The sequence below is a fragment of the Streptomyces sp. MspMP-M5 genome (assembly GCF_000373585.1).
Lineage (GTDB): Bacteria > Actinomycetota > Actinomycetes > Streptomycetales > Streptomycetaceae > Streptomyces.
Genome location: NZ_KB891915.1, coordinates 1 through 21,513 on the forward strand (window position 1 = coordinate 1; position 21,513 = coordinate 21,513).

General features: G+C 70.7%; 19 protein-coding genes and 1 riboswitch. Of the genes, 11 read left to right on the forward strand and 8 right to left on the reverse strand.

All coding sequences use genetic code 11. From position 1 onward, the window contains the following. Window positions 1-235: 235 nt before the first annotated feature. Entirely contained in the window at window positions 236-823 is a 588-nt protein-coding gene (locus B073_RS49400; protein WP_420706465.1) for a hypothetical protein, read from the reverse strand. Window positions 824-1,868: 1,045 nt separating this feature from the next. On the opposite strand from B073_RS49400, the gene rpsB reads away from it, so the two are divergent. The 9 genes from rpsB (at window position 1,869) to B073_RS0128380 (ending at window position 11,927) form a co-directional block, all read left to right on the forward strand. Next, window positions 1,869-2,732, forward strand: a complete 864-nt coding sequence (gene rpsB, locus B073_RS0128340) for a 30S ribosomal protein S2 (RefSeq protein ID WP_018541463.1) — start codon at window positions 1,869-1,871, stop codon at window positions 2,730-2,732. A gap of 107 nt (window positions 2,733-2,839) precedes the next feature. After that, window positions 2,840-3,676 carry a translation elongation factor Ts gene (tsf, locus tag B073_RS0128345; RefSeq protein WP_018541464.1) on the forward strand — a complete coding sequence of 279 codons (837 nt, stop codon included), beginning with the start codon at window positions 2,840-2,842 and terminating at the stop codon, window positions 3,674-3,676. Window positions 3,677-3,838: 162 nt separating this feature from the next. Continuing rightward, window positions 3,839-4,609 carry a UMP kinase gene (gene pyrH / locus B073_RS0128350; protein WP_018541465.1) on the forward strand — a complete coding sequence of 257 codons (771 nt, stop codon included), beginning with the start codon at window positions 3,839-3,841 and terminating at the stop codon, window positions 4,607-4,609. Window positions 4,610-4,784: 175 nt separating this feature from the next. Beyond that, window positions 4,785-5,342, forward strand: a complete 558-nt coding sequence (gene frr, locus B073_RS0128355; protein WP_026247812.1) for a ribosome recycling factor — start codon at window positions 4,785-4,787, stop codon at window positions 5,340-5,342. After that, on the forward strand, window positions 5,342-6,493 hold the full coding sequence (locus B073_RS0128360) for a phosphatidate cytidylyltransferase (protein WP_018541467.1): 1,152 nt from the start codon (window positions 5,342-5,344) through the stop codon (window positions 6,491-6,493). Before frr ends, B073_RS0128360 begins: the two co-directional genes overlap by 1 nt. 168 nt (window positions 6,494-6,661) lie before the next feature. After that, on the forward strand, window positions 6,662-7,774 hold the full coding sequence (gene rlmN, locus B073_RS0128365; RefSeq protein WP_018541468.1) for a 23S rRNA (adenine(2503)-C(2))-methyltransferase RlmN: 1,113 nt from the start codon (window positions 6,662-6,664) through the stop codon (window positions 7,772-7,774). 33 nt (window positions 7,775-7,807) lie between these two features. Beyond that, window positions 7,808-7,931, forward strand: a riboswitch (TPP riboswitch). A gap of 103 nt (window positions 7,932-8,034) precedes the next feature. Next, window positions 8,035-9,114: a thiamine ABC transporter substrate-binding protein gene (locus B073_RS0128370; protein ID WP_018541469.1), complete on the forward strand. Its 1,080-nt coding sequence runs from the start codon at window positions 8,035-8,037 to the stop codon at window positions 9,112-9,114. A gap of 53 nt (window positions 9,115-9,167) precedes the next feature. Beyond that, window positions 9,168-10,853 (forward strand): ABC transporter permease, encoded by a 1,686-nt coding sequence (locus tag B073_RS41395; protein WP_018541470.1) that lies wholly within the window; start codon window positions 9,168-9,170, stop codon window positions 10,851-10,853. Further along, window positions 10,854-11,927, forward strand: coding sequence for an ABC transporter ATP-binding protein (locus B073_RS0128380; protein WP_018541471.1), 1,074 nt, complete (start codon window positions 10,854-10,856; stop codon window positions 11,925-11,927). Between the two features lie 54 nt (window positions 11,928-11,981). On the opposite strand, the gene B073_RS0128385 is transcribed toward B073_RS0128380, so the two are convergent. After that, window positions 11,982-12,668 (reverse strand): response regulator, encoded by a 687-nt coding sequence (locus tag B073_RS0128385; protein ID WP_018541472.1) that lies wholly within the window; start codon window positions 12,666-12,668, stop codon window positions 11,982-11,984. Next, the gene (locus tag B073_RS0128390; RefSeq protein WP_026247813.1) at window positions 12,662-13,816 is read right to left on the reverse strand and encodes a sensor histidine kinase; all 1,155 of its coding nucleotides are present in this window, start codon (window positions 13,814-13,816) and stop codon (window positions 12,662-12,664) included. The genes B073_RS0128385 and B073_RS0128390 overlap by 7 nt, the downstream gene beginning before the upstream one ends. Window positions 13,817-14,111: 295 nt before the next feature. On the opposite strand from B073_RS0128390, the gene B073_RS41400 reads away from it, so the two are divergent. Next, a complete protein-coding gene (locus tag B073_RS41400) occupies window positions 14,112-15,431 on the forward strand; it encodes a glycosyltransferase 87 family protein (RefSeq protein WP_018541474.1) in 1,320 nt (439 codons plus the stop codon). Between the two features lie 99 nt (window positions 15,432-15,530). Here the strand turns inward: B073_RS41400 and B073_RS0128400 are convergent, their stop codons facing one another. From B073_RS0128400 to B073_RS0128410, 3 genes are all read right to left on the reverse strand, one after another. Then, complete coding sequence (locus B073_RS0128400) at window positions 15,531-16,559, reverse strand: membrane protein (protein WP_018541475.1); 1,029 nt, start codon at window positions 16,557-16,559, stop codon at window positions 15,531-15,533. Window positions 16,560-16,789: 230 nt separating this feature from the next. Continuing rightward, window positions 16,790-17,731 carry an LOG family protein gene (locus B073_RS0128405; RefSeq protein WP_018541476.1) on the reverse strand — a complete coding sequence of 314 codons (942 nt, stop codon included), beginning with the start codon at window positions 17,729-17,731 and terminating at the stop codon, window positions 16,790-16,792. Window positions 17,732-17,962: 231 nt separating this feature from the next. Continuing rightward, the gene (locus tag B073_RS0128410) at window positions 17,963-18,370 is read right to left on the reverse strand and encodes a MarR family winged helix-turn-helix transcriptional regulator (RefSeq protein ID WP_018541477.1); all 408 of its coding nucleotides are present in this window, start codon (window positions 18,368-18,370) and stop codon (window positions 17,963-17,965) included. Window positions 18,371-18,526: 156 nt separating this feature from the next. Here B073_RS0128410 and B073_RS0128415 point away from each other — a divergent pair, with 156 nt between their 5' ends. Beyond that, complete coding sequence (locus tag B073_RS0128415; protein WP_018541478.1) at window positions 18,527-18,949, forward strand: RidA family protein; 423 nt, start codon at window positions 18,527-18,529, stop codon at window positions 18,947-18,949. Window positions 18,950-19,448: 499 nt separating this feature from the next. Here the strand turns inward: B073_RS0128415 and B073_RS0128420 are convergent, their stop codons facing one another. Together B073_RS0128420 and B073_RS0128425 are read right to left on the reverse strand one after the other, a co-directional pair. Continuing rightward, a complete protein-coding gene (locus B073_RS0128420) occupies window positions 19,449-20,621 on the reverse strand; it encodes a hypothetical protein (RefSeq protein ID WP_018541479.1) in 1,173 nt (390 codons plus the stop codon). After that, complete coding sequence (locus B073_RS0128425; protein WP_018541480.1) at window positions 20,603-21,343, reverse strand: ABC transporter ATP-binding protein; 741 nt, start codon at window positions 21,341-21,343, stop codon at window positions 20,603-20,605. The genes B073_RS0128420 and B073_RS0128425 overlap by 19 nt, the downstream gene beginning before the upstream one ends. Window positions 21,344-21,513: the final 170 nt, after the last annotated feature.

The following is a 21,513-nucleotide window of genomic DNA, read 5'->3' on the forward strand; positions in this document are numbered from 1 at the left end:
CAGCCCGCAGCCCGCAGCCCGCAGCCCGCAGCCCGCAGCCCGCAGCCCGCAGCCCGCAGCCCGCAGCCCGCAGCCCGCAGCCCGCAGCCCGCAGCTATGGCCTGGCGTGCGCTGATCTTGTGATGCCGCACTGCGGGCGCGCGTCTTCTGCCGCCACCACGGCCAACGGGGTGGCCTATTCGTTCGCACCGCTCATGTAGCCATCTCCTTCCTCCCTCGCATCTGCTCCTTTTCATCACGGCCGTTGGCACGCCGGACTCGCCCCGGCCGCCGTCTGGTTCGCAGGCCATGGGCCGGAGTCGAGCCGCCCGGCGTGCAGGCTCTTCTCCCGCCCGCGGTGAAGCCGGCCGAGAGCCCACACCGCAACCCCTGTCAGCGCGACCGCGCCGAGCAGGCCCGCGCCAGTGGTGCCCGCTGACGAGTCCGCCGTTTTATGCGCCACTGGCGCCGGCTGTTCATGATGCGGACGGACTGGTCCGGGTTCCGGGACGGCTTCGGGTTCGGGGATGCCGAAGACCGGGAGCAGTCGCGAGGGGCCGTTGCGGAGTGCCTCGGGTGGAAGCAGCGAGAGCGGGTTCAGATAGGCCGTACCGCGGAGCAGGCCCCAATGGAGGCACGGGGCACGGCAGTGGTACGGCCCGTCCTCCAGGACGCCGACGGGCTGACCTGCGGCGACGTGCTGTCCCTTGCGGGCGGTGGCACGGATCGGCTCGTAGGTGGTGCGTAAGGGCGGATGACCCGAGTCGGCGACTTCGATGGTGAGGACGCCGCGGCCGGCCACAGTGCCGGCGAAGGCGATCCGGCCGGGCGTGGCGGCCTTCACGATCGCGCCACCGGATGCTGCGAGGTCTACGCCTCGGTGCCCCGGCGCCCATGGGGTCGGGGGCGGGTCCCAACCGCGCAACACCACAGGGTGCGTGCCGGCGGGACCGTCGACCGGCCAGGAGCGGTCCGCCGCCGGATGGGGCGGTCCGGGTACCGGTGCGGCCACGGCGTGGGGGGCCGCGGCGTCGGCGACCCCGGCGGAACTGATCACCGCCGCCGGGGGCGCGGCCCACAGCACGCACATGGCGAGCGCAGCGAGTGAACGTCTTCCGCCCTGGCCACTTAGGGCGGCGGACGGCATGTGCTCCCAGACCTTCCTGGCCGGCGCCGGTCCCGGCACTGATTCGGGTCCCGTTCCCGACCCTGATCCCGATCTCGGTGCCGATTCCCGTCCCGTCCTCGGCCCCGGCTTCAGCCGCGCCGGCCCCGCATCCGATTTGTGACCGCCCGGACCGCCCGTACCGCCCGGTGTTCCCGGCGCCCGCGGGCGGGGCGTTTCAGGGTCCGGAGGGACAGGAGAGTTGGGAGGGTCGGGAGGGGCATGACGGATGCGCTTGCCGAGGTGGCGTTCTCCCGGCCGGTGCCCGTCGCGCTCACCGCGTCGTCGTGGGGCGGAGCGTCGTGAGTGGGTCACGGTCGGTCGTAGGGAAGGCGGGCGGGTGGTCCGGGGTCGGCGCCTGGCGGGGCCGGTGAGTCGTCGCATGGTTCGACCTTGGCGGATGCCGGGCTGGCGCGGGGATCTTGGTCAAAAGCTGTGGACGACGGGCCGATTGTGGACAACGGCGTCACCCTGCGGGGGCACGAAATGGTGCGTGTCGCCCGGTGCGTCGCCCGTCCCGTACACTTCTGATGGCGATCCGGGTCACCGGGTCGACTTCGCACGCCCCGCCACCAGTGCACCAGTCCCGTTCGGGCAGCACGTCGGCCGCGCTCCTCGGTCCTCGGAAGGTTCCACCCGGTTCCTCCCCTGGCAGGCGCGTCGGGGCGTCAGGCACCGCGGCCGGCCGGTCGTGGTGGAACCGAGAACAACAAGGAGTACGGCCATGGCCGTCGTCACGATGCGGGAGCTGCTGGAGAGCGGCGTCCACTTCGGGCACCAGACCCGCCGCTGGAACCCGAAGATGAAGCGCTTCATCTTCACCGAGCGCAACGGCATCTACATCATCGACCTGCTCCAGTCGCTGTCGTACATCGACCGCGCCTACGAGTTCGTCAAGGAGACCGTCGCCCACGGCGGCTCGGTCATGTTCGTCGGTACGAAGAAGCAGGCCCAGGAGGCCATTGCCGAGCAGGCGACCCGCGTGGGCATGCCCTACGTGAACCAGCGCTGGCTCGGCGGCATGCTGACCAACTTCTCGACCGTCTACAAGCGTCTGCAGCGCCTGAAGGAGCTCGAGCAGATCGACTTCGAGGACGTGGCCGCCTCCGGCCTCACCAAGAAGGAGCTCCTGGTCCTCTCGCGTGAGAAGGCCAAGCTGGAGAAGACCCTCGGTGGTATCCGCGAGATGCAGAAGGTGCCCAGCGCCGTCTGGATCGTGGACACCAAGAAGGAGCACATCGCCGTCGGCGAGGCGCGCAAGCTCAACATCCCGGTTGTCGCGATCCTCGACACCAACTGCGACCCGGACGAGGTCGACTACAAGATCCCGGGCAACGACGACGCGATCCGCTCCGTCACCCTGCTCACCCGCGTGATCGCCGACGCCGTCGCCGAGGGCCTGATCGCCCGCTCCGGCGCCGCCACCGGCGACCAGAAGCCGGGCGAGAAGGCCGGCGAGCCGCTCGCCGAGTGGGAGCGCGACCTGCTCGAGGGCGACAAGAAGGCCGACGACGAGGCCGCCAAGGCTGAGGCCCCGGCCGCTGAGGCCCCGGCCGCCGAAGCTGAGAAGCCGGCCGAGCAGGGCTGACCTCAAGACCGGTTGATGACGGCGGGGGAGGGTGCCACAGGCGCCGCCCCCGCCGTCCACCCGTAGATCTTTCGACTTTCGCGATTCCGAGAAGAGATTCACAGACCATGGCGAACTACACCGCCGCTGACGTCAAGAAGCTCCGCGAGCTCACCGGCGCCGGCATGATGGACTGCAAGAAGGCCCTGGAAGAGGCCGAGGGCGACGTCGACAAGGCCGTCGAGGTCCTGCGCGTCAAGGGTCAGAAGGGCGTCGCCAAGCGCGAGGGCCGCTCCGCCGAGAACGGCGCTGTGGTCTCCGTGATCGCCGACGACAACACCTCCGGCCTGATCCTCGAGCTGAAGTGCGAGACCGACTTCGTCGCCAAGGGCGAGAAGTTCCAGTCCGTCGCCAACGCCCTGGCCGCGCACGTCGCCAAGACCAACCCGGCCGACATCGAGGCCCTGCTCGCCTCCGAGATCGAGGCCGGCAAGACCGTCCAGGCGTTCGTCGACGAGGCCAACGCGAACCTCGGCGAGAAGATCGTCCTGGACCGCTTCGCGCAGTTCTCCGACGGTTACGTGACGGCGTACATGCACCGCACCATGCCCGACCTGCCGCCGCAGATCGGTGTCCTCGTCGAGCTCGACAAGGACAACGCCGAGGTCGCCAAGGGCATCGCGCAGCACATCGCCGCCTTCGCCCCGAAGTACCTCGCCAAGGACGACGTCCCGGCCGAGGTCGTCGAGGCCGAGCGCCGCGTCGCCGAGGAGACCACCCGCGCCGAGGGCAAGCCCGAGGCCGCGCTCCCGAAGATCGTCGAGGGTCGCCTCAACGGCTTCTTCAAGGACGCGACGCTGCTCGGCCAGCCGTACGCGCTCGACAACAAGAAGTCGGTCGAGAAGGTCCTCCAGGAGGCCGGTGTCACCCTGAAGCGCTTCGCGCGTATCAAGGTCGGCATCTGAGCCTGCCACGAAGGCAGCGAATGACCTGCGGCCCCGCTAGGGTCGTACGCAGTCGGCCGCTCATCGGTCGGCCGCAGATGTGACGAGGAGGCCATTGCCGGACAGGGATCTGACCCAGACCCACGGCAGTGGCCTTCTTCGTATGTGCACGAGGAGAGCTCAATGAATCACGGTGCCGACGGCGCGGACACACACAAAGCCGACAAGGGCGACAGGAGGCGTTTCCTTCTGAAGCTCTCGGGTGAGGCGTTCGCCGGCGGCGGCGGACTGGGCGTCGATCCCGACGTCGTGCACGCCATTGCCCGTGAGATCGCCGCAGTCGTCCGCGACGGCTATGAGATCGCCATCGTGATCGGCGGCGGCAACTTCTTCCGCGGTGCCGAACTCCAGCAGCGCGGCATGGACCGGGCCCGCTCCGACTACATGGGCATGCTCGGTACGGTCATGAACTGCCTGGCCCTCCAGGACTTCCTGGAGAAGGAGGGCATCGACTGCCGCGTCCAGACGGCCATCACCATGGGCCAGGTCGCGGAGCCGTACATTCCGCTGCGCGCGGTCCGCCACCTGGAGAAGGGCCGGGTCGTCATCTTCGGCGCCGGTATGGGCATGCCGTACTTCTCCACCGACACCACTGCCGCCCAGCGCGCCCTGGAGATCGACGCCGAGGCCATGCTCATGGGCAAGAACGGGGTGGACGGGGTCTACGACTCCGACCCCAAGAAGAACCCGGACGCGGTCAAGTTCGACGCCCTCGAATACGGCGAGGTCATCACCCGCGACCTGAAGGTCGCCGACGCCACGGCCATCACGCTGTGCCGGGACAACAAGCTCCCGATCCTCGTGTTCGAGCTGCTCGCCGAGGGGAACATCGCGCGTGCGGTGAAGGGTGAGAAGATCGGCACGCTCGTCAGCGATCAGAACACCCGGGCCTGACGGCCCCAACTGCCGTGATTCCGTGCGGGCGCAGGCCCGTACGGGCGGCAACCCCCGGCCGCGGGAAGACCTCGGTACGGGGATGGACAACCGCCTGCCGGTCGGACACCGTGCAGGAGAAGACGCGCGGCAGGGGCGAGGCTCTGCTTCCTACCGAAAAGACCAGGAGCAAGTGGTGATCGAAGAGATCCTCCTCGAAGCCGAGGAGAAGATGGAGAAGGCCGTCGTGGTCGCCAAGGAGGACTTCGCCGCGATCCGCACCGGGCGTGCGCACCCGGCGATGTTCAACAAGATCGTGGCGGACTACTACGGTGCCATGACGCCTATCAACCAGCTGGCGTCGTTCTCGGTTCCGGAACCGCGGATGGCCGTGGTGACGCCGTTCGACAAGAGCGCGCTGCGCAACATCGAGCAGGCCATCCGCGACTCGGACCTCGGTGTCAACCCGAGCAACGACGGCAACATCATCCGTGTGACGTTCCCGGAGCTCACCGAGGAGCGCCGCCGCGAGTTCATCAAGGTCGCCAAGAACAAGGCCGAGGACTCGAAGATCTCGATCCGCAGCGTGCGGCGCAAGGCCAAGGAGTCGCTCGACAAGCTGGTCAAGGACAAGGAGACCGGCGAGGACGAGGTGCGTCGCGCCGAGAAGGAGCTCGACGACATCACCGCGAAGTACGTCGCGCAGGTGGACGAGCTCCTCAAGCACAAGGAATCCGAGCTCCTAGAGGTCTGATGAACGAGTCATCCTGGGGGACCCCGCCCGGCGCCGGCCACTGGGGAACGCCCGACCACGGACCGGCCGCCTCGCTGCGCGGGGCGGCGCCTCCCGTCCCGGCGGGTCCCGTGCACGACGGGGGCGGTGCGGCGCAGACTCGGCCCATGCCCATCGTGCCCCAACCGGGCGGACACCAGGACGACGATCGGGACATCCGGGATGACCAGGACAACCCGGACGACCGGGGGGCTGCTCGCCTGAGCGGCCCCCTGTTCCGCGACGACAGGCCGCAGGAGCCCATGCCCACCTCGCTCCCCGGGTCCGACAGCGACCCAGTGAAACCGCAGAAGAAGAGCGCGGGGCGCAATCTGCGCGCTGCCATAGGGGTCGGCGTCGGACTCGGCGCAGTGATCCTCGCGTCGCTCTTCGTCTACAAGCCGGTGTTCATCGGGGTCATCGCGCTCGCCGTCGTCGTGGGCCTGTGGGAGCTGACCTCGCGTCTGGCGGAGCGCAAGGACATCCGGGTGCCGCTCGTTCCGCTCGCGGTCGGCGGCACCGCCATGGTGATCGCCGGATATGTGCGCGGTGCGGAGGGGGCGTGGGTGGCGATGGCGCTCACCGCACTCGCGGTCCTCGTCTGGCGGATGACCGAGGCGCCCCAGAACTACCTCCGGGACGTCACCGCCGGGGTCTTCGCGGCCTTCTATGTCCCGTTCCTGGCGACGTTCGTGGCCCTGATGCTGGCGGCCGAGTACGACGGGCCGCAGCGGGTGCTGACGTTCCTGCTGCTGACGGTGGTCAGCGACACCGGGGCGTACGCGGTCGGCTGGCGCTTCGGGAAGAAGAAGCTGGCGCCGCGGATCAGCCCCGGCAAGACCCGCGAGGGGCTCGTGGGCGCGGTGCTCTTCGCGATGGTGGCGGGCGCGCTGTGCATGCAGTTCCTGATCAAGGGCGGTGCCTGGTGGCAGGGCCTGCTGCTGGGACTGGCGGTCGCGGTCAGCGCCACCCTCGGCGACCTCGGCGAATCCATGATCAAGCGGGATCTGGGCATCAAGGACATGGGCACTCTGCTGCCCGGCCACGGCGGCATCATGGACCGGCTGGACTCGCTGCTGCCGACCGCCCCGGTGATCTGGCTGCTGTTCGTGATCTTCGTGGGATCGGGCTGAGCGCCGCCGGTTACCCTTGAAGGGCGCGCCGCTCGTTCGCGGCGCGCCCTTTCCGTCCCCGCGGCCGTGGGGACGATCCGTGAGGTCTCCTGCTTCCCTCCCCGCCCGGCCCCTGGTCGCGCGCCGGCGGAAGCCGCCGGGCCTCGTCGCACAGAGGAGTTTCCGCCCATGGCACGCCCGGCCCCGGGAGAACTGACGTTCGTCGCCCCCCGCGGCGCCAAGAAGCCTCCGCGGCACCTCGCCGACCTCAGCCCGGCCGAGCGCCGCGAGGCGGTCGCCGCGATCGGTGAGAAGCCGTTCCGCGCCAAGCAGCTGTCGCAGCACTACTTCGCCCGCTACGCGCACGACCCGGCGCAGTGGACCGACATCCCCGCGGCGGCGCGCGAGAAGCTGGCGGCGGAGCTGCTCCCGGACCTGATGTCGGTGGTGCGGCACATCTCGTGCGACGACGACACCACCCGCAAGACCCTGTGGAAGCTGCACGACGGCACCCTCGTCGAGTCCGTCCTGATGCGCTACCCGGACCGGGTCACCATGTGCATCTCCTCGCAGGCCGGCTGCGGCATGAACTGCCCGTTCTGCGCCACCGGCCAGGCCGGCCTGGACCGGAACCTCTCCACCGCCGAGATCGTGCACCAGATCGTCGACGGCATGCGGGCGCTGCGCGACGGCGAAGTGCCCGGCGGCCCGGCACGGCTGTCCAACATCGTCTTCATGGGCATGGGCGAGCCGCTCGCCAACTACAAGCGGGTGGTCGGCGCGATCCGGCGGCTCACCGACCCGGAGCCCGACGGACTGGGGCTGTCCCAGCGCGGCATCACCGTCTCCACCGTCGGGCTGGTGCCGGCGATGCTGCGGTTCGCCGACGAGGGCTTCAAGTGCCGGCTCGCGGTGTCGCTGCACGCGCCCGACGACGAGCTGCGGGACACCCTCGTGCCGGTCAACACCCGCTGGAAGGTCCGCGAGGTGCTGGACGCGGCATGGGAGTACGCCGAGAAGTCCGGCCGCCGGGTCTCGATCGAGTACGCCCTGATCCGCGACATCAACGACCAGGCATGGCGCGGTGACCTGCTGGGACGGCTGCTCAAGGGCAAGCGGGTCCATGTCAACCTCATTCCGCTCAATCCGACGCCGGGCTCGAAGTGGACCGCTTCGCGCCCCGAGGACGAGCTGGCGTTCGTCCGGGCCATCGAGGCACACGGCGTGCCCGTGACCGTCCGGGACACCCGGGGCCAGGAGATCGACGGCGCCTGCGGACAGCTCGCGGCCTCGGAGCGCTGACCGCCCGCTGGTACGGTGGCGTCGAACAAACGCACATTCCGACAGGGGAGCGCCACAGCGCTGAGAGTGCGGAGACGTCGTGGCGACGCTACGGCGCCCGCAGACCCTTGAACCTCGCCCGGGTCATTCCGGGTAGGAAGTTCGGTCGTCACTCATGCTGTTGCGCCCCGCCCACCGTCCGTCGCCGAACGTCACCGACGCAGAACGCAGCGGACACCGGGCGGGGCCGCGTCTCTTCCTGGCCAGCCAGGAGGAAATCAGTGAGCACCACCAGCAGGATCACCGCGGCAGCGCTGGCCGCCGCGGCCGGCATGACCGCACTCGCCGGGTGCGGCGGCTCGGGCAGCGGCGACAGCGCGGACGCCAAGACCGTGACGCTCGTCAGTCATGACTCGTTCAACGCCTCCAAGTCCGTGCTGGCCGCCTTCGAGAAGGAGAGCGGCTACAAGGTCAGGGTGATCAGGGGCGGGGACGCCGGCGAAGCCGTCAACAAGGCGATCCTGTCCAAGGACAACCCGCAGGGCGATGTCTTCTTCGGCATCGACAACACCCTGCTCTCCCGCGGCCTGAACGCCGGCCTCTTCACCCCCTACAAGGCCAAGGGCCTCGACAGCGTCCCCGCCGGCCTGCAGCTCGACAAGGACGGCCACCGGGTCACGCCCCTCGACTACGGCGACATCTGCGTCAACTACGACCGCGCCTACTTCACCCAGCACAAGCTGGCGCCGCCGCAGACCTTCGACGACCTGCTCAAGCCGCAGTACAAGGGACTGCTCGTCACGGAGAACCCCGCCACCTCCTCTCCGGGGCTCGCCTTCCAGCTGGGCACCATCGCCACCCACGGCGAGGCCAGTTGGCCGGACTACTGGAGGAAGCTCAAGGCCAACGGCGTCGAGGTCGTCAACAGCTGGGAGCAGGCGTACAACGAACGCTTCTCGGGCTCCGCGGCCGGCAAGGGCAAGGGCGACAAGCCGCTCGTGGTCTCCTACGCCTCCAGCCCGCCCGCCGAGGTGATGGGCAAGAAGCCCGCACTCAAGGAGGCCCCGACCGGCGTCGCGACCGGTACCTGCTTCCGGCAGACCGAATTCGGTGGACTGCTCAGGGGCGCCAAGAACGAGAAGGGCGGCAAGGCGCTGCTCGACTTCCTCCTGTCGAAGACGTTCCAGGAGGACATGCCGCTGCAGATGTTCGTCAACCCGGCCCGCAAGGACGCCAAGGTGCCGGAGCTGTTCACCCGCTACGGCACGGCGATCGACAAGCCGACGACGCTCGCACCGGAGACGATCACCAAGAACCGCGACCAGTGGATCAAGCAGTGGTCCTCGCTCGTTCTGAAGTAGCCCGCACCCTCCGCAGGGGGCCCGCGCGCGCAACGGCGGTGCGGCTCGGTCTGATGGCCGTGCCGCTCGCCTTCTTCGCGCTCTTCTTCGCCTACCCGGTCGCCGCGATCGTCGGACGGGGGCTGAAGGACGGCGGGCAGTGGCAGCTCGGACGGTTCGGGGCGGTACTCGGCGACCCGGACGTACTCCATGTGCTGTGGTTCACCCTCTGGCAGGCCGCCGCCTCGACCGCCTTGACGCTGCTGGTCGCCCTGCCCGGCGCGTATGTCTTCGCGCGCTTCGACTTCCCCGGAAAGCAGCTGCTGCGGGCGGCGGTGGCGGTGCCGTTCGTACTGCCCACCGTCGTCGTCGGCGCGGCCTTCCTGGCCCTGGTCGGCCGGGGCGGACTGCTGGACCACCTGTGGGGCGTGCGGCTGGACACTTCGGTGTGGGCGATCCTGCTGGCGCACGTCTTCTTCAACTACGCCGTCGTCGTCCGCACCGTCGGCGGACTCTGGGCGCAGCTCGACCCGCGCCAGGAAGAAGCCGCCCGGGTGCTCGGCGCCGGACGGTTCGCGGCCTGGCGGAAGGTGACACTGCCCGCGCTGGGGCCGGCCGTGGCGGCCGCGGCACTGATGGTGTTCCTCTTCACCTTCACCTCCTTCGGCGTCGTGCAGATCCTGGGCGGGCCCACCTTCTCGACGCTGGAGGTGGAGGTCTACCGGCAGACCGCCGACTTCCTGGACCTGCCCACCGCCGCCGTACTGACCCTGATCCAGTTCGCCGCCGTACTGGGGCTGTTGGCGCTGCACGCCTGGACCGTGCGGCGCCGCGAATCCGCTCTGCGGCTCGTCGACGCCTCGCGGACCGCCCGCCGGCCGCGCGGCCGCGGCCAGTGGGCGCTGCTGTGGGGCACGCTCGTCGTCATCGCCGTGCTGCTCGTCCTGCCGCTGGCCGTACTCGTCGAGCGGTCCTTCGCCGGGCCCGACGGCTACGGGCTCGTCTTCTACCGGACGCTGCGCTCCGCAGCCTCCGCCGACAGCACCTTCGCCGTGGCACCGCTCGACGCCCTGTGGAACTCCCTCGCCTACGGCGTGGCGGCCACCGCGATGGCCCTGCTGATCGGCGGCCTGGCCGCGGCCGCGCTCACCCGCTCCCGGTCGCGGAGTGGGCCGGCCGGGCGGACACCGATGCTCACCCGGCTCCTGCGCGGCTTCGACGGGCTGCTGATGCTGCCGCTCGGCGTCTCCGCCGTGACCGTCGGCTTCGGCTTTCTGATCACCCTCGACAAGCCCCCGCTCGACCTGCGGTCCTCGTGGTGGCTGGTGCCGCTCGCCCAGGCGCTGGTGGGCGTGCCGTTCGTGAGCCGCACCATGCTGCCCGTGCTGCGCGCGGTCGACGGCCGGCTGCGGGAGGCGGCGGCCGTCCTCGGCGCCTCGCCCTGGCAGGTCTGGCGCGAGGTGGACCTGCCGATGGTGCGGCGGGCCCTGCTCATCGCGGCGGGTTTCGCCTTCGCCGTGTCGCTCGGCGAGTTCGGCGCGACCGTCTTCATCGCACGGCCCGACCAGCCCACCCTGCCGGTGGCCGTGACCCGGCTGCTGGGCCGCGCCGGGGAGTTCAACTACGGCCAGGCGATGGCCCTGTCGACCATCCTGATGGTGGTCTGCGCCGGCGCCCTCCTGGCCTTGGAACGCATCCGCCTCCAGCCCCGGACGGGCTCGGCCGGGGGCGCCCCCATCGACCACTCCGGGGAGTTCTAGATGACGGTACGGACCGGGACCACGGCACCGGAGATGCTGCGGCTGGACGGCGTCAGCGTCCGTTTCGGTGCGCCCGGCGCCCGACCCGCCCTCGACGCGGTGGACCTCGACGTGGCCGCGCAGGAAATCGTCTGCGTCCTGGGCCCCAGCGGTAGCGGCAAGTCCACCCTGCTGCGGGTGGTGGCCGGACTGCAGCACGCCGACCAGGGCGCGGTGCTGCTGGAGGGCCGCGACCAGACGGGAGTCCCCACCCACCGGCGCGGCGTCGGGCTGATGTTCCAGGACCACCAGCTCTTCCCGCAGCGCGATGTCGCGGGCAACGTAGCCTTCGGACTGCGCATGCGGCGCACCAACCGCGCCGACCAGGAGCGCACGGTCGCCCGACTGCTGGACCTCGTCGGGCTGCCGGGCGCCCACCGCAGGGCCGTGGCATCGCTGTCCGGTGGCGAACAGCAGAGGGTCGCGCTGGCCCGGGCGCTCGCCCCGCGCCCGCGGCTGCTGATGCTGGACGAGCCGCTCGGGCAACTGGACCGCGGGCTGCGTGAGCGCCTCGTCGTCGAACTGCGGCGGCTCTTCCGCGAGTTGGGGACGACGGTGCTCGCCGTCACCCACGACCAGGGGGAGGCGTTCGCGCTGGCCGACCGGGTCGTGGTGATGCGGGACGGCAAGATCGCGCAGAGCGGCACCCCGCTGGAGGTCTGGCAGCGGCCCGCGAGCGCGTTCGTCGCGCGCTTCCTCGGCTTCGACAACGTCGTCGAGGCGACCGCGCAGAACGGGGTCGCCGTCACCCCTTGGGGCAAGGTGCCGGTACCGGACGGTACTTCGGACGGACCCTGTCGTCTGCTCGTACGCCCGGCCGGCGTCCGGCTGACCTCTGCGGCGGACGGTCTGCCCTGCACCGTCGCGGCCCGGACGTTCCGCGGCACACATGTCGCGCTGCTGCTCCAGCCTGCAGGCGGGCCGCAGATCGAGGCGGCGTGCCCACTCCACGAGGCGCCGGAGACGGGAGACCGGGTGGGGATCTCCTTCGCCGCCGAGGACGTGGTGATGCTGGACGATGACACGGCGGAGTAGCCGCGCCGCAAACCGTTGCCATGCCATGGATCGCTCCTTGAGGGATGGGCGCCACTAGGCGCGTGGGGGAGGGGCGGGGCGTCGGCCCTGCGGCACGACCAGCCCCAGCTCATAGGCGAGGATCACCGCCTGAGCGCGGTCACGGAGGCCCATCTTCGCGAAGAGCCGGTTGATGTGGGTCTTGACGGTGTGATCGGTGATCGTCAGCCGATCGGCGATCTCCGCGTTGGACAGTCCCTGGGCGATGTGGACGAGCACCTCCACCTCGCGGCCGGTCAGCTCCTGCACCGTGCGTACGGGAACCGGCGCCGACCGCTGCTTGACGAACTCCGCGATCAGCCGCTTGGTCAGCTCGGGCGCCAACAGCGCGTTGCCCTCCGCCACGACCCGCACGGCATGCAGGAGTTCGGGAAACGTGGTGTCCTTCAGCAGGAAGCCGCTCGCCCCGGCCGCGAGCGCGTCGTACACATACTCGTCGAGGCCGAACGTCGTCAGCATCAGTGCCTTGGTGGAGCCACCGGATGCCCGGGTGATCTCGCGGGCCGCCTCGATACCGTTCTTGTGCGGCATCCGGATGTCCAGCAGCGCGAGGTCCGGGTGCTGCTCCGCGGCGAGCCGGACCGCCTGGACACCGTCTTCCGCCTCGCCCACCACCTCGATGTCGTCCTGTGTGCCGAGGAGGTTGACGAACCCGGTGCGCACGATGGCTTGGTCGTCGGCCACGATTGCCCTGATCACCACGGGATTTCTGCCTCCACGAGAAAGCCGCCGTCCCGGCCCCGGCCGGCGGAGAGCTTCCCGCCGAGCAGCGCCGCCCGCTCCTGCATCCCGGCCAGGCCATGGCCGGAGTGGACCACGACCGGCGGGCCCGGCCCGTCGTCCGCGATCCGCACCGCCAGCCGATCGGGCCGGTAGTCGATCTCCACCACCGCATGGGCTCCCGGGGCGTGCCGACGCACGTTGGTCAGCCCCTCCTGCACGATCCGGTAGGCGGACAGCTCGCAGGACGTGGGCAACTCGACACGGTCTCCGCTGATCCGCAGCTCCACCTCGCCGCCCACCGACCGGTGTTGCGCTATCAGGTCGCCGAGCCCGTCCAGAGTCGGCTGGGGCGCCGTGCCGGTGCGGTCCTCGCCGTCCGTGCGCAGCACCCCCAGCAGCCGCCGCAGCTCGGCCATCGACGCGCGGGCGGACGCGGCGATCTGCTGGAAGCCGTCGCGGGCCTGCGGCGACAGCCCCGGCGTGGTGTAGGTGGCGCTCTCCGCCTGCACCGCGATCACCGACACCGAGTGCGCGACGACATCGTGCAACTCGCGGGCGATAGCCGCCCGTTCGGCCTCCGCCGCCTGCCGCCGCTCCATCGCGAGGACCCGCGCCTGCGCGGCCGCCCGCTCGCGCTGTGTCTCCTCGCGCGCGCGTACCGCGTCGCCCATCGACACCGCGGCCAGGATCGCCACGGTCAGCACGAACCACTCGGCGAGCAGGTCGACGGAGTACGGCCTCGGGTGCCGGGACGCGATGTGCCAGACGTTCACCGCGAGGGAAAGTGTCGAACCGCCGCCGACGAGCAGCGCCGGATGCGCCACGCGATGGCGACCGAGGGTGTAGCACGCCATGAGTCCGCTGATGGCCGCCGCAATATAGAGGTCTGAGCCGGCCGCGAAACTCACCAGCACCGCCGAGGCCGAAAGGACCGCGGTGGCCGGGCGCGCACGACGCCACGGCAAGATCGCCGCGGAGAGCAGCACGCAGGCCGCGATCACCAGCGAGTGCCGCGGTACGACCACCAGCTCCACGGCCGCGAACGCCGTGAGTGCCCCGCCGGTGGCCCAGGGATAAGACGGCGACACGATCCATGCGCGAAGCCGCTGCCGGAGAGAAGTGCTCATGGCCGATATTTTTTCGGCTCGTGGCAGTCGCTGGCGTCGCCGCACGGGTTGATCCACGACAGGCATGTCATGCCACGGGTTGACGCCGAAGTTCGGTTGCTCGTTTGACGCTTCGCGGCCCGGCCGTCCATAGCCTCGTGATCAATGCGAGGAAGGGAGCGTCATGAAGACTCAACTCGATCGTGCGAAACGGAACTTGGCGTTGATCGGGAAGGCGCTGCGGCATCCGCGCGCGCCGCGGTGTTCGAGCGCTGCGCACCGCGGACGCGGGAGCGACGAGGTCAGAGGATGGGGTGTGTGCGCGCTCACCGCACTGGGCCTCGGGCTCTTCACCACCCTCCCCACGCACCGCACCTGGGGTCTCTTGGCGGCGGCCGGATACGGCTGCGCGGCACTGGCCGCGGCACTCCGCGCGAGAGGGCGCGATACGGCACGCGCCCCCACCGCCTCCTCCCAACTCCCGCTGATACTGGCCTTGATGGGCGCGGTGGCCCTGCCACTGCTGCTGCTTGTGCTGGCCGGCAGCGCACAGCTCGAAGTGAGGGTCGTCGAGCGCTCGGGCGATCTGCTGCTGCACTCCGGGAGCCCCTACACAGCCGCCCCCACCACCGTCGGCGACTACAACCCCTACCTGCCGGGCATGGCGGCCTTCGGCCTGCCGCACGCGCTGTTCGGCGACGGGCCCCTGACGGACGCGCGAGGGTGGATGGCCGGCACCTTCTTCGTGTCGATGAGCGGCGCGGTGGCCACCATGCTCGTCCGCCCTCGACGGGCTGGGACTCATCACCGGCCCGGCTTGCGTACCATGCCCCATGGCTACAGCAGACCCGTAGTGCGCTGGCTCGCGGCCTGCCCACTGGTGGCCCTGCCACTGGCGGTTGGCGGGATCGACCTCCCCGTCATCGGCTTGATGTGCTGGGGCCTGGCCACGGCCGGACGCGGCAAGCCGGGGTGGGCGGGACTCCTGCTGGGCCTCGGCGCAGCGCTGAAGTGGACGGCCTGGCCTGCCGTCCCTGTCGCCCTTGCCCTGATAGCCGCCCGCCACGGTCGGCGCCAGGTCATCACCTGTGGCGCCATCACCACGCTGACGACGGCAACAGCGGTGCTCCCCTTCGCACTGACCACACCCGGCGCCTTCGCCGAGAACGTCCTGGCGTTCCCGATGGGGCTGGGCATGACGGCATCCCCTGCCGAAAGCCCGCTGCCCGGTCGGCTCCTGGCTGCCTACGTTCCCGACGGGACGCTCCTCGCCATGGTCCTGCTGGCGGTCGCAGCCTTCGGTATGGCCGCCTCCTTGTTGATACGGCCACCGCGGACGGTGCCGGCGGCGGCCGATCGCCTGGTGCTCGGCCTGGCCCTCGCCATGGCGCTCATGCCGGCCACCCGCTTCGGGTACCTCGCCTATCCCCTGGTGCTCTGGGTGTGGCCACGCCTGACGTCTGCGGCGCTGGCACGACGCACGGCGAACCGTCGCTTCGTACTGGCCCCGTCCCCGGCGGACACCGCGGTACGAACCGGTCCAGGGGAAAGCCGCTTGTGCGGTTCGCTGCACACCACGGACGGGTCTGACCGGAAGCGAGCGAAGCCCGAAATCAGAGAGGAGGCCGCTCGATGAACCGCAACGCTGGAGTGACGGCGCACCCACGCCGTCGGCAGTTGCCTCACACCGCAGCGCGACGAGACCTGTCCGTCGGCTGGACCTCGCGGCTGACGGTCACACTCTCGGCCGGTCGAGCAGAGCCGCCGGCCGGCCCGACCCGCTCTCGTCCTCCGTCCCGGACGCCGGATCGGCACCCGCTTCAGGGCTCGGTTCTGCCTTCCGGTCCTCCGGACCCCGCTGGCCCTCCTGGTCTGCCCCCGCTGCTCCAGGGGCCGCCTCCGGTTCGCCGAACCAGGCGACTGCGACCGCCCCGGCCACTGCGACCACAAAGCCGAGGATCGCCATCCAGGCGAAACCCGGACGAGAGGAGTCACCCAGCCACAGCACCCCGAGGATGCCGGGCACCACGGTCTCACCCACCACCAGGGCCGCCGTGGCGCCGTTCACCGAACCGATCTGCAGGGCGACGGTGTGGAGGTACATGCCGCCGATGCCCGCGACGAGGATCGCGTACAGCGCCGGGTCACCGAGGAGGGACGGCAGATGGAACGGATCCAGACCGTTCAGCACGCGCACGCCGACGCCGAGGGCGCCGAAGCCGAGGCCGGACAGCAGACCCGCGAGGATCGCGGCCCGCCCGCCGAGCAGCCGCACGATCAGGGTGCCACCGCCGATGATCACGACAGAAGCGACCAGCAGCCACCAGTGGGTGTCGATCGGTGTATGCCCGCTGCCTTCCGGCCCGGCGGCGGTGGCCAGCAGCACCAACGCCGAGCAGACCACGCCGATGGAGGCCCATTCGGGACGGGTGAGCCGGATGTTGAGGAGCTTGGTGCTCAGCACCGCCGTGATCACGAGGTTCGCGCTGATCACGGTCTGCGAAAGGAAGAGCGGCAGCATCCGCGCCGCGAGCGCGCCGAGCCCGAAGCCTATGAAGTCCAGCACGGTGCCGACCATGAATTCCCAGGTCACAGCTGCCTTGGCGGTCGACGACAGGCTGGGGCCGCCATGCTCGGTAACGGCGCTGCCGGCTGCCTTCGCCGCCTCCTGGCGAGCGGACTTCCGCGAGCCCACCGCCTGCAGGACCGAACCCGTGCCGTAGCAGACGGACGCTGCTATGGCCGTCAGAAGGCCGATGATCACCGAGAGCTCCGTTCGCGCACTGCATTACCTGTTCATTACCTGGACTGGCAGACGCGCATTTCGGGACGTGAGTTGCCTCGGCGGGCAAAAAGATCTTTCGGGTGTTGTCGCGCCGTGAGCATCACCGCAGTCCCGAGCAGCGGCTTCAGGACAGCCGGCAGCAAAAGGCGATCACGAACAGCCGCCGGGAACGTCGCCTCGGAAGTGACGGTCACGATCGCGAGCGACGGTCAGGAAGGGAGGTCGCCACGGTTGGTCTCGTCAGGAGAGACGCGGATCAGTGCCTCCGGGGCGTCGTCCACGGAATCGACGAGGGCGATCCGGGGCTCCATCGCCTGGTCCGCCGCGAGCGGCCGGAGCAGGGGCCAGGCCGGCAGGGTCTCCGTCCAGTGCTCGCGGTTCACCAGCACCATGGGGGTCGGCGCGCCGTGCGACCGGTAATAGTTCAGCGTCGCGGCGTCGAAGAGCTCCTGCACGGTCCCCGCCGCACCGGGAAGGAACACCACGCCGGCGTTGGACCGGGCCAGCAGCCCCTCCTCGCGCAGCGTCTTGACGAAATACTTCGCGATATGGGTCGCGAAGGCGTTCGGCGGCTCGTGACCGTAGAACCACGTGGGCATGGCGACGGACTGTCCGCCGCCCGGCCGGGCCCGGAGCACTTCGAAGGCGGCGCCGGCCCAAGTCGTGACCGAGAGCCTGAAGTGCGGCGCCTGGGCGAGGAGTTCGAGTGCCTTGTCGAGCATGGCGTCCTCGAACGGCGCGGTGTAGGCCCCGAAGTTCGCCGCCTCCATCGCGCCGGGGCCGCCGCCGGTCGCGACGGTCAGGCCACCGCGACTGAGCCGGCGCCCGAGCCTGGCCGCGCCCGCGTAGGCGGCGGAGCCGCGCTCCATGGCGTGCCCGCCCAGGATGCCCACCGCGCGGGCACCGGCGAGGTGGCCGTCGAGCGCGTCCGAGACGGCATCGTCGTGGATGCTGCGCAGCATGCCGGCGACCACGTCGCCGACCGCCTTGGTCTCCTGGTACCAGCGGTAGGCGCGGGCGTCCAGGGTGGTGTCGTAACCGGCGTCGAGCAGCCCTGAGAAGAGCTCGTCCGGTGTGTAGAGGGTGCCGCGATACGGGTCGAACGGCAGGCCCGGCACCGGAGGGAAGACCAGGGCGCCCCCGGCGCGCACCTTCGCGGCGGCGTCCGGTTCCCTCGCGCAGCCGAGGAAGACGGAGTCCGCGGTTTCCGTGGCGAGCAGGGTGAACGTGCAGTCCGTCAGGTCGAGGGACTGGACGTGGTAACCGGCGAGACTGCCGGTCGCAGCGATCCGGTCGAGCTCCGCGAGCGAGTCGGTCTCATGACCGCGCTCGCGGCGCCTCGGGGCGTCGCGGGCTCGCTACTCGACTGCACATCCGCCATGTTAGGACCGCAGCGACTTCACCAGGGGGCCGAGCAGACCGTCCTCGGACGCGGTGTCGAGGGCGGTGCGCAGTGCGCTGTCGTACGTCGGGCGCGCCAGGCTCTGCACTTCGCGGCCCTGGTCGGTGATCACGCTGTAGACGCCGCGCCGGTCGTCGGGGCACAAGTCCCGGCGGGTCAGGCCGGACGACTCCAGGCGTGAGGCCAGCCGGCTGACCGAACTCTGGTTGAGGCCGATCAGATCGGCGAGTTCCTGCATCCGCAGCTCGCCGTCCTCCGACTCCGCCAGGCGGGCCAGCGCGCGGTACTCGGAAAGGCCGAGCCTGTGGTGCTGCTGCAGTGCCTTCGCCAGCTCCTGCTCGACGCGGGTGTGCAGCGCTCCGAGCCGGTCCCAGTGCTCCGCGTCCATCGATTCCGCTCTCTTCCGTCGCCGCCTGCCCCGGCGCCCTTCTCCGGCGCGTTCCGAGGCATTTCGCTTTGCGCTCTTGACATCAGCGTACATGCGCCTGAAACTTATGTATGTGCATGCAAGAGATGTGTGTACATGGATCAATGAGGGGGCGTCATGACGTCGACGGGTGTCGCAGAGGCGGGCAGTGTCCGGGAGATCGAGCGGATCGCCACCACGCCCGACTGGTATGAGCCGTACAAGATTTCACAGGCCATCAAGGCCGGTGGGCTGATCCATGTATCGGGTCAGGCCGGGATCGACGAGCTGGGGCGGACCGTCTCGGACGACTTCCTGGCGCAGGGCCGGCAGGCGTTCGCCAATGTCGAGAGGGTCCTGGCCGAGGCAGGCGCCTCGCTCGCCGATGTGGTCAAGGTGGGCATCTTCGTCACGGACATGGCCGCCGATCTAGCCCATGTCATCACCCTGCGCGAGGAGTTCCTGTCCGAGCCCTACCCCGCGGACACCTTGCTCGAGGTCTCGTCGCTGGCCCAGCCGGAGTGGCGAATAGAGGTCGAGGTCACCGCTCTCGCCCGCTGACGCCCGTGCCCGGGTCGGGGCCGGGACATGGTCCGGCGCCGGCCGTTCCCGCCCCAAGGGCACGAGGGACGACGGCATCCAATCCTGCGGAACGTCGCCGAGCCGACCCCCCTACGACCGCCCCGGCTGCGGCCACTCCACCCACCGCATCCACCACACCCACCGCACGCATCGCCCCGCGCCGCGGCCCGACCGAACCCTGCCCACCGCCACGCCGTCACAGACCGCCGTACCGTCAGCCGACGCCCCAACCCCGGCGCCACCAAACCAACACGCCCCAAGGAGCCCTACCGCAAGCAACGTCCCCTTACGGAGCACCACTTCAGAACCTCAGACACACCAACCCACCACCCAGACCAGACCACTCCAGCCTCACCGACCCAGCCCCAACACCCCTGCATCGCCCGCACTCCCACCCCCACTCCCCACCTCGCCCCACAACAGCCCCACGCGCCCCAGTCGACCCCCAGGCCGCACAGGCCCGAGCCCCCGCCGCGGCTCAATGCACCAGCGGAAGGGTCGCCATCTCGGCGACGGTCCAGGTCAGGGGGCCGAGGACGAGAGCGAGGGCCAGGGCGCGGAGGGCCGTGGCGCGGTGGAGGGCGAGGGCGGAGGCTCCGAGGCGGCGCAGGGCGGCGGTGGTGCCGGCGCGGGCCGCCCGGGATTCCAGGGTGGCGCTGAGCGCGCTGACGGTGACGCAGGCGAGGACGATCGCGGCGCCGATCGCGGTGAACGGGCCGACGGGGCGGGAAGGAGCGGATTGATACACGACACCGGCGGCATAGGTGCCGGAGGCGACCGCGCACAGGACGCCGAGCGGGTGGCCCAGGCGGTGCGACTCCTGCTGGAGGACGCGCCCGGACAGTAGCCGCAGGGCACCGGGGCGGCCCGTGCACAGCAGCTGGCCGGACAGGTGGACCAGGCCGGGGCCGGCGAGTACGAGGCCGAGGGCGGCGAGGGCCCAGCCGGCCAGGACGCCCGGAGGGCTGCCGATCAGCCGGCCGGGGAGGGGCAGCAGGTCGCCGCGGGCGCCCGCGGCGGGGCTGGTGTACGCCTCGATGGCCAGGCCCGCGGCGGCCAGGGCGACACCCCACGGCAGGCCGGAGGGGGCTTCGGTGGCTGGTGTGGGGCCGGTGTCGACGTCGCCGGCCTCGGCGCGGGGCCGGAGCGAGAAGGCGGTGGCCGCTGCGGCGGTCAGCGGGATGACGGACAGCAGCATGAGGGCACCGACCAGCGGCAGCGGGTGGCCGGCGCCGAGCAGGCCGGTGTCGATGGCGCGGGAGCCGGTGCCGGAGCCGTCGCCGAGGTCGCCGCGTAGGGAGAGGAAGGCGAAGAGGGAGAGGAGGACGCCGAAGGCGCAGGAGAGAGCGGTGGAGGCCGTGGCGAGCAGGGTGAGGCGGAACGGGCCCAGGCCGGCGGCGGTCATGCCGCGCTGGAGGCGGGCGGCCGGATCCGTACGGGCCACGGCGACCGCGAGTTGGGCGGTGGCGGCGAGCGGGGCGGCGCACCACAGGAGCCGGTCCAGGGAGGGGCCGTCCGCGGAGGGATGGGCGGCGGCGTGGCCGAGGGCGGCCAGCACCAGGAAGCCGGTACCGGCCGCGGCGGCGGTGACGAGGAGACGGCGCAGCAGGACGAGGGGGTGAGTGCCACGGGCTAGACGGAGAGCGAGCACGCTGCCCTGCTTTCCTCATCGGAGGCGCCGGTGGTCTCGGGGACGGCGCCCGAGCGGCGGCCGTCGAGCAGAGTGAGGGTCCGGTCGGCGAGTGCGGCGACCTGGGGATCGTAGGTCGCCAGGACCACGGTGATGTGGTGCGAGCGGGCCGCGGTGGTCAGGGTGCGCAGCAGCTGGGTGCCGTCGGCGCTGTGCAGCGGGGCGGTGGGCTCGTCGGCGAAGAGCAGCTGCGGGGTGCCGGCCAGGGCGCGGGCGATGGCGACGCGCTGGCGCTGGGACTGGTCCAGCCGGACGGGGCGTTGGCGGGCGCACATGCCGACGTCGAGGCGCTCCAGCCACTCGACGGCGGTGTGCTTGGCTGCCCGGTGGCCGGTTCCGCGCAGCAGGAGCGGGAGGGCGGCGTTCTCCCAGGCGGTGAGTTCGGGGACGAGATGGGGTTCGGTGTCGATCCAGCCGAACCGGTCCAGACGCAGCCGTTCGCGGCTGGGGGAGGAGAGGGTGTGTACGGGGGTGTTGTCGAACCAGATCTCGCCCTCGGTCGGGACGAGCTGTCCGGAGAGGCACTTGAGGAGTGTGGTCTTGCCGCTGCCACGGGGGCCGGTGACGGCGAGGATCTCGCCCTTGCGGACATCGAGCGAGACATCGGTCAGGGCGACGGTGGTTCCGTGTGTGTGGTACAAGCCGCTAGCCCGGAGAACGTCGTTGTCAGGCAGGGCCACCATCTGCACACCTCTCGCTTGTTCGCTGCGCGCTTCCCCCGGCCGGGGGAACGACCACGGAGGGTATCGGTCACCAGCACGGTAAGGAATCGCCTCCCCGGTCATTTGTGGCTCGGCAGCCAGAACGGCCCAGATTCACTCGTATGGATGAGAACGAGCGAATCCAGGCCGTC

Coding starts and splice junctions, on each gene's coding strand:
- rpsB (WP_018541463.1), top strand. CDS start 1,869: ATGGCCGTCGTCACGATGCGGGAGCTGCTGGAGAGCGGCGTCCACTTC.
- tsf (WP_018541464.1), top strand. CDS start 2,840: ATGGCGAACTACACCGCCGCTGACGTCAAGAAGCTCCGCGAGCTCACC.
- pyrH (WP_018541465.1), top strand. CDS start 3,839: ATGAATCACGGTGCCGACGGCGCGGACACACACAAAGCCGACAAGGGC.
- B073_RS0128360 (WP_018541467.1), top strand. CDS start 5,342: ATGAACGAGTCATCCTGGGGGACCCCGCCCGGCGCCGGCCACTGGGGA.
- rlmN (WP_018541468.1), top strand. CDS start 6,662: ATGGCACGCCCGGCCCCGGGAGAACTGACGTTCGTCGCCCCCCGCGGC.
- B073_RS41395 (WP_018541470.1), top strand. CDS start 9,168: ATGGCCGTGCCGCTCGCCTTCTTCGCGCTCTTCTTCGCCTACCCGGTC.
- B073_RS0128380 (WP_018541471.1), top strand. CDS start 10,854: ATGACGGTACGGACCGGGACCACGGCACCGGAGATGCTGCGGCTGGAC.
- B073_RS0128390 (WP_026247813.1), bottom strand. CDS start 13,816: ATGAGCACTTCTCTCCGGCAGCGGCTTCGCGCATGGATCGTGTCGCCG.
- B073_RS0128410 (WP_018541477.1), bottom strand. CDS start 18,370: ATGGACGCGGAGCACTGGGACCGGCTCGGAGCGCTGCACACCCGCGTC.
- B073_RS0128415 (WP_018541478.1), top strand. CDS start 18,527: ATGACGTCGACGGGTGTCGCAGAGGCGGGCAGTGTCCGGGAGATCGAG.
- B073_RS0128425 (WP_018541480.1), bottom strand. CDS start 21,343: ATGGTGGCCCTGCCTGACAACGACGTTCTCCGGGCTAGCGGCTTGTAC.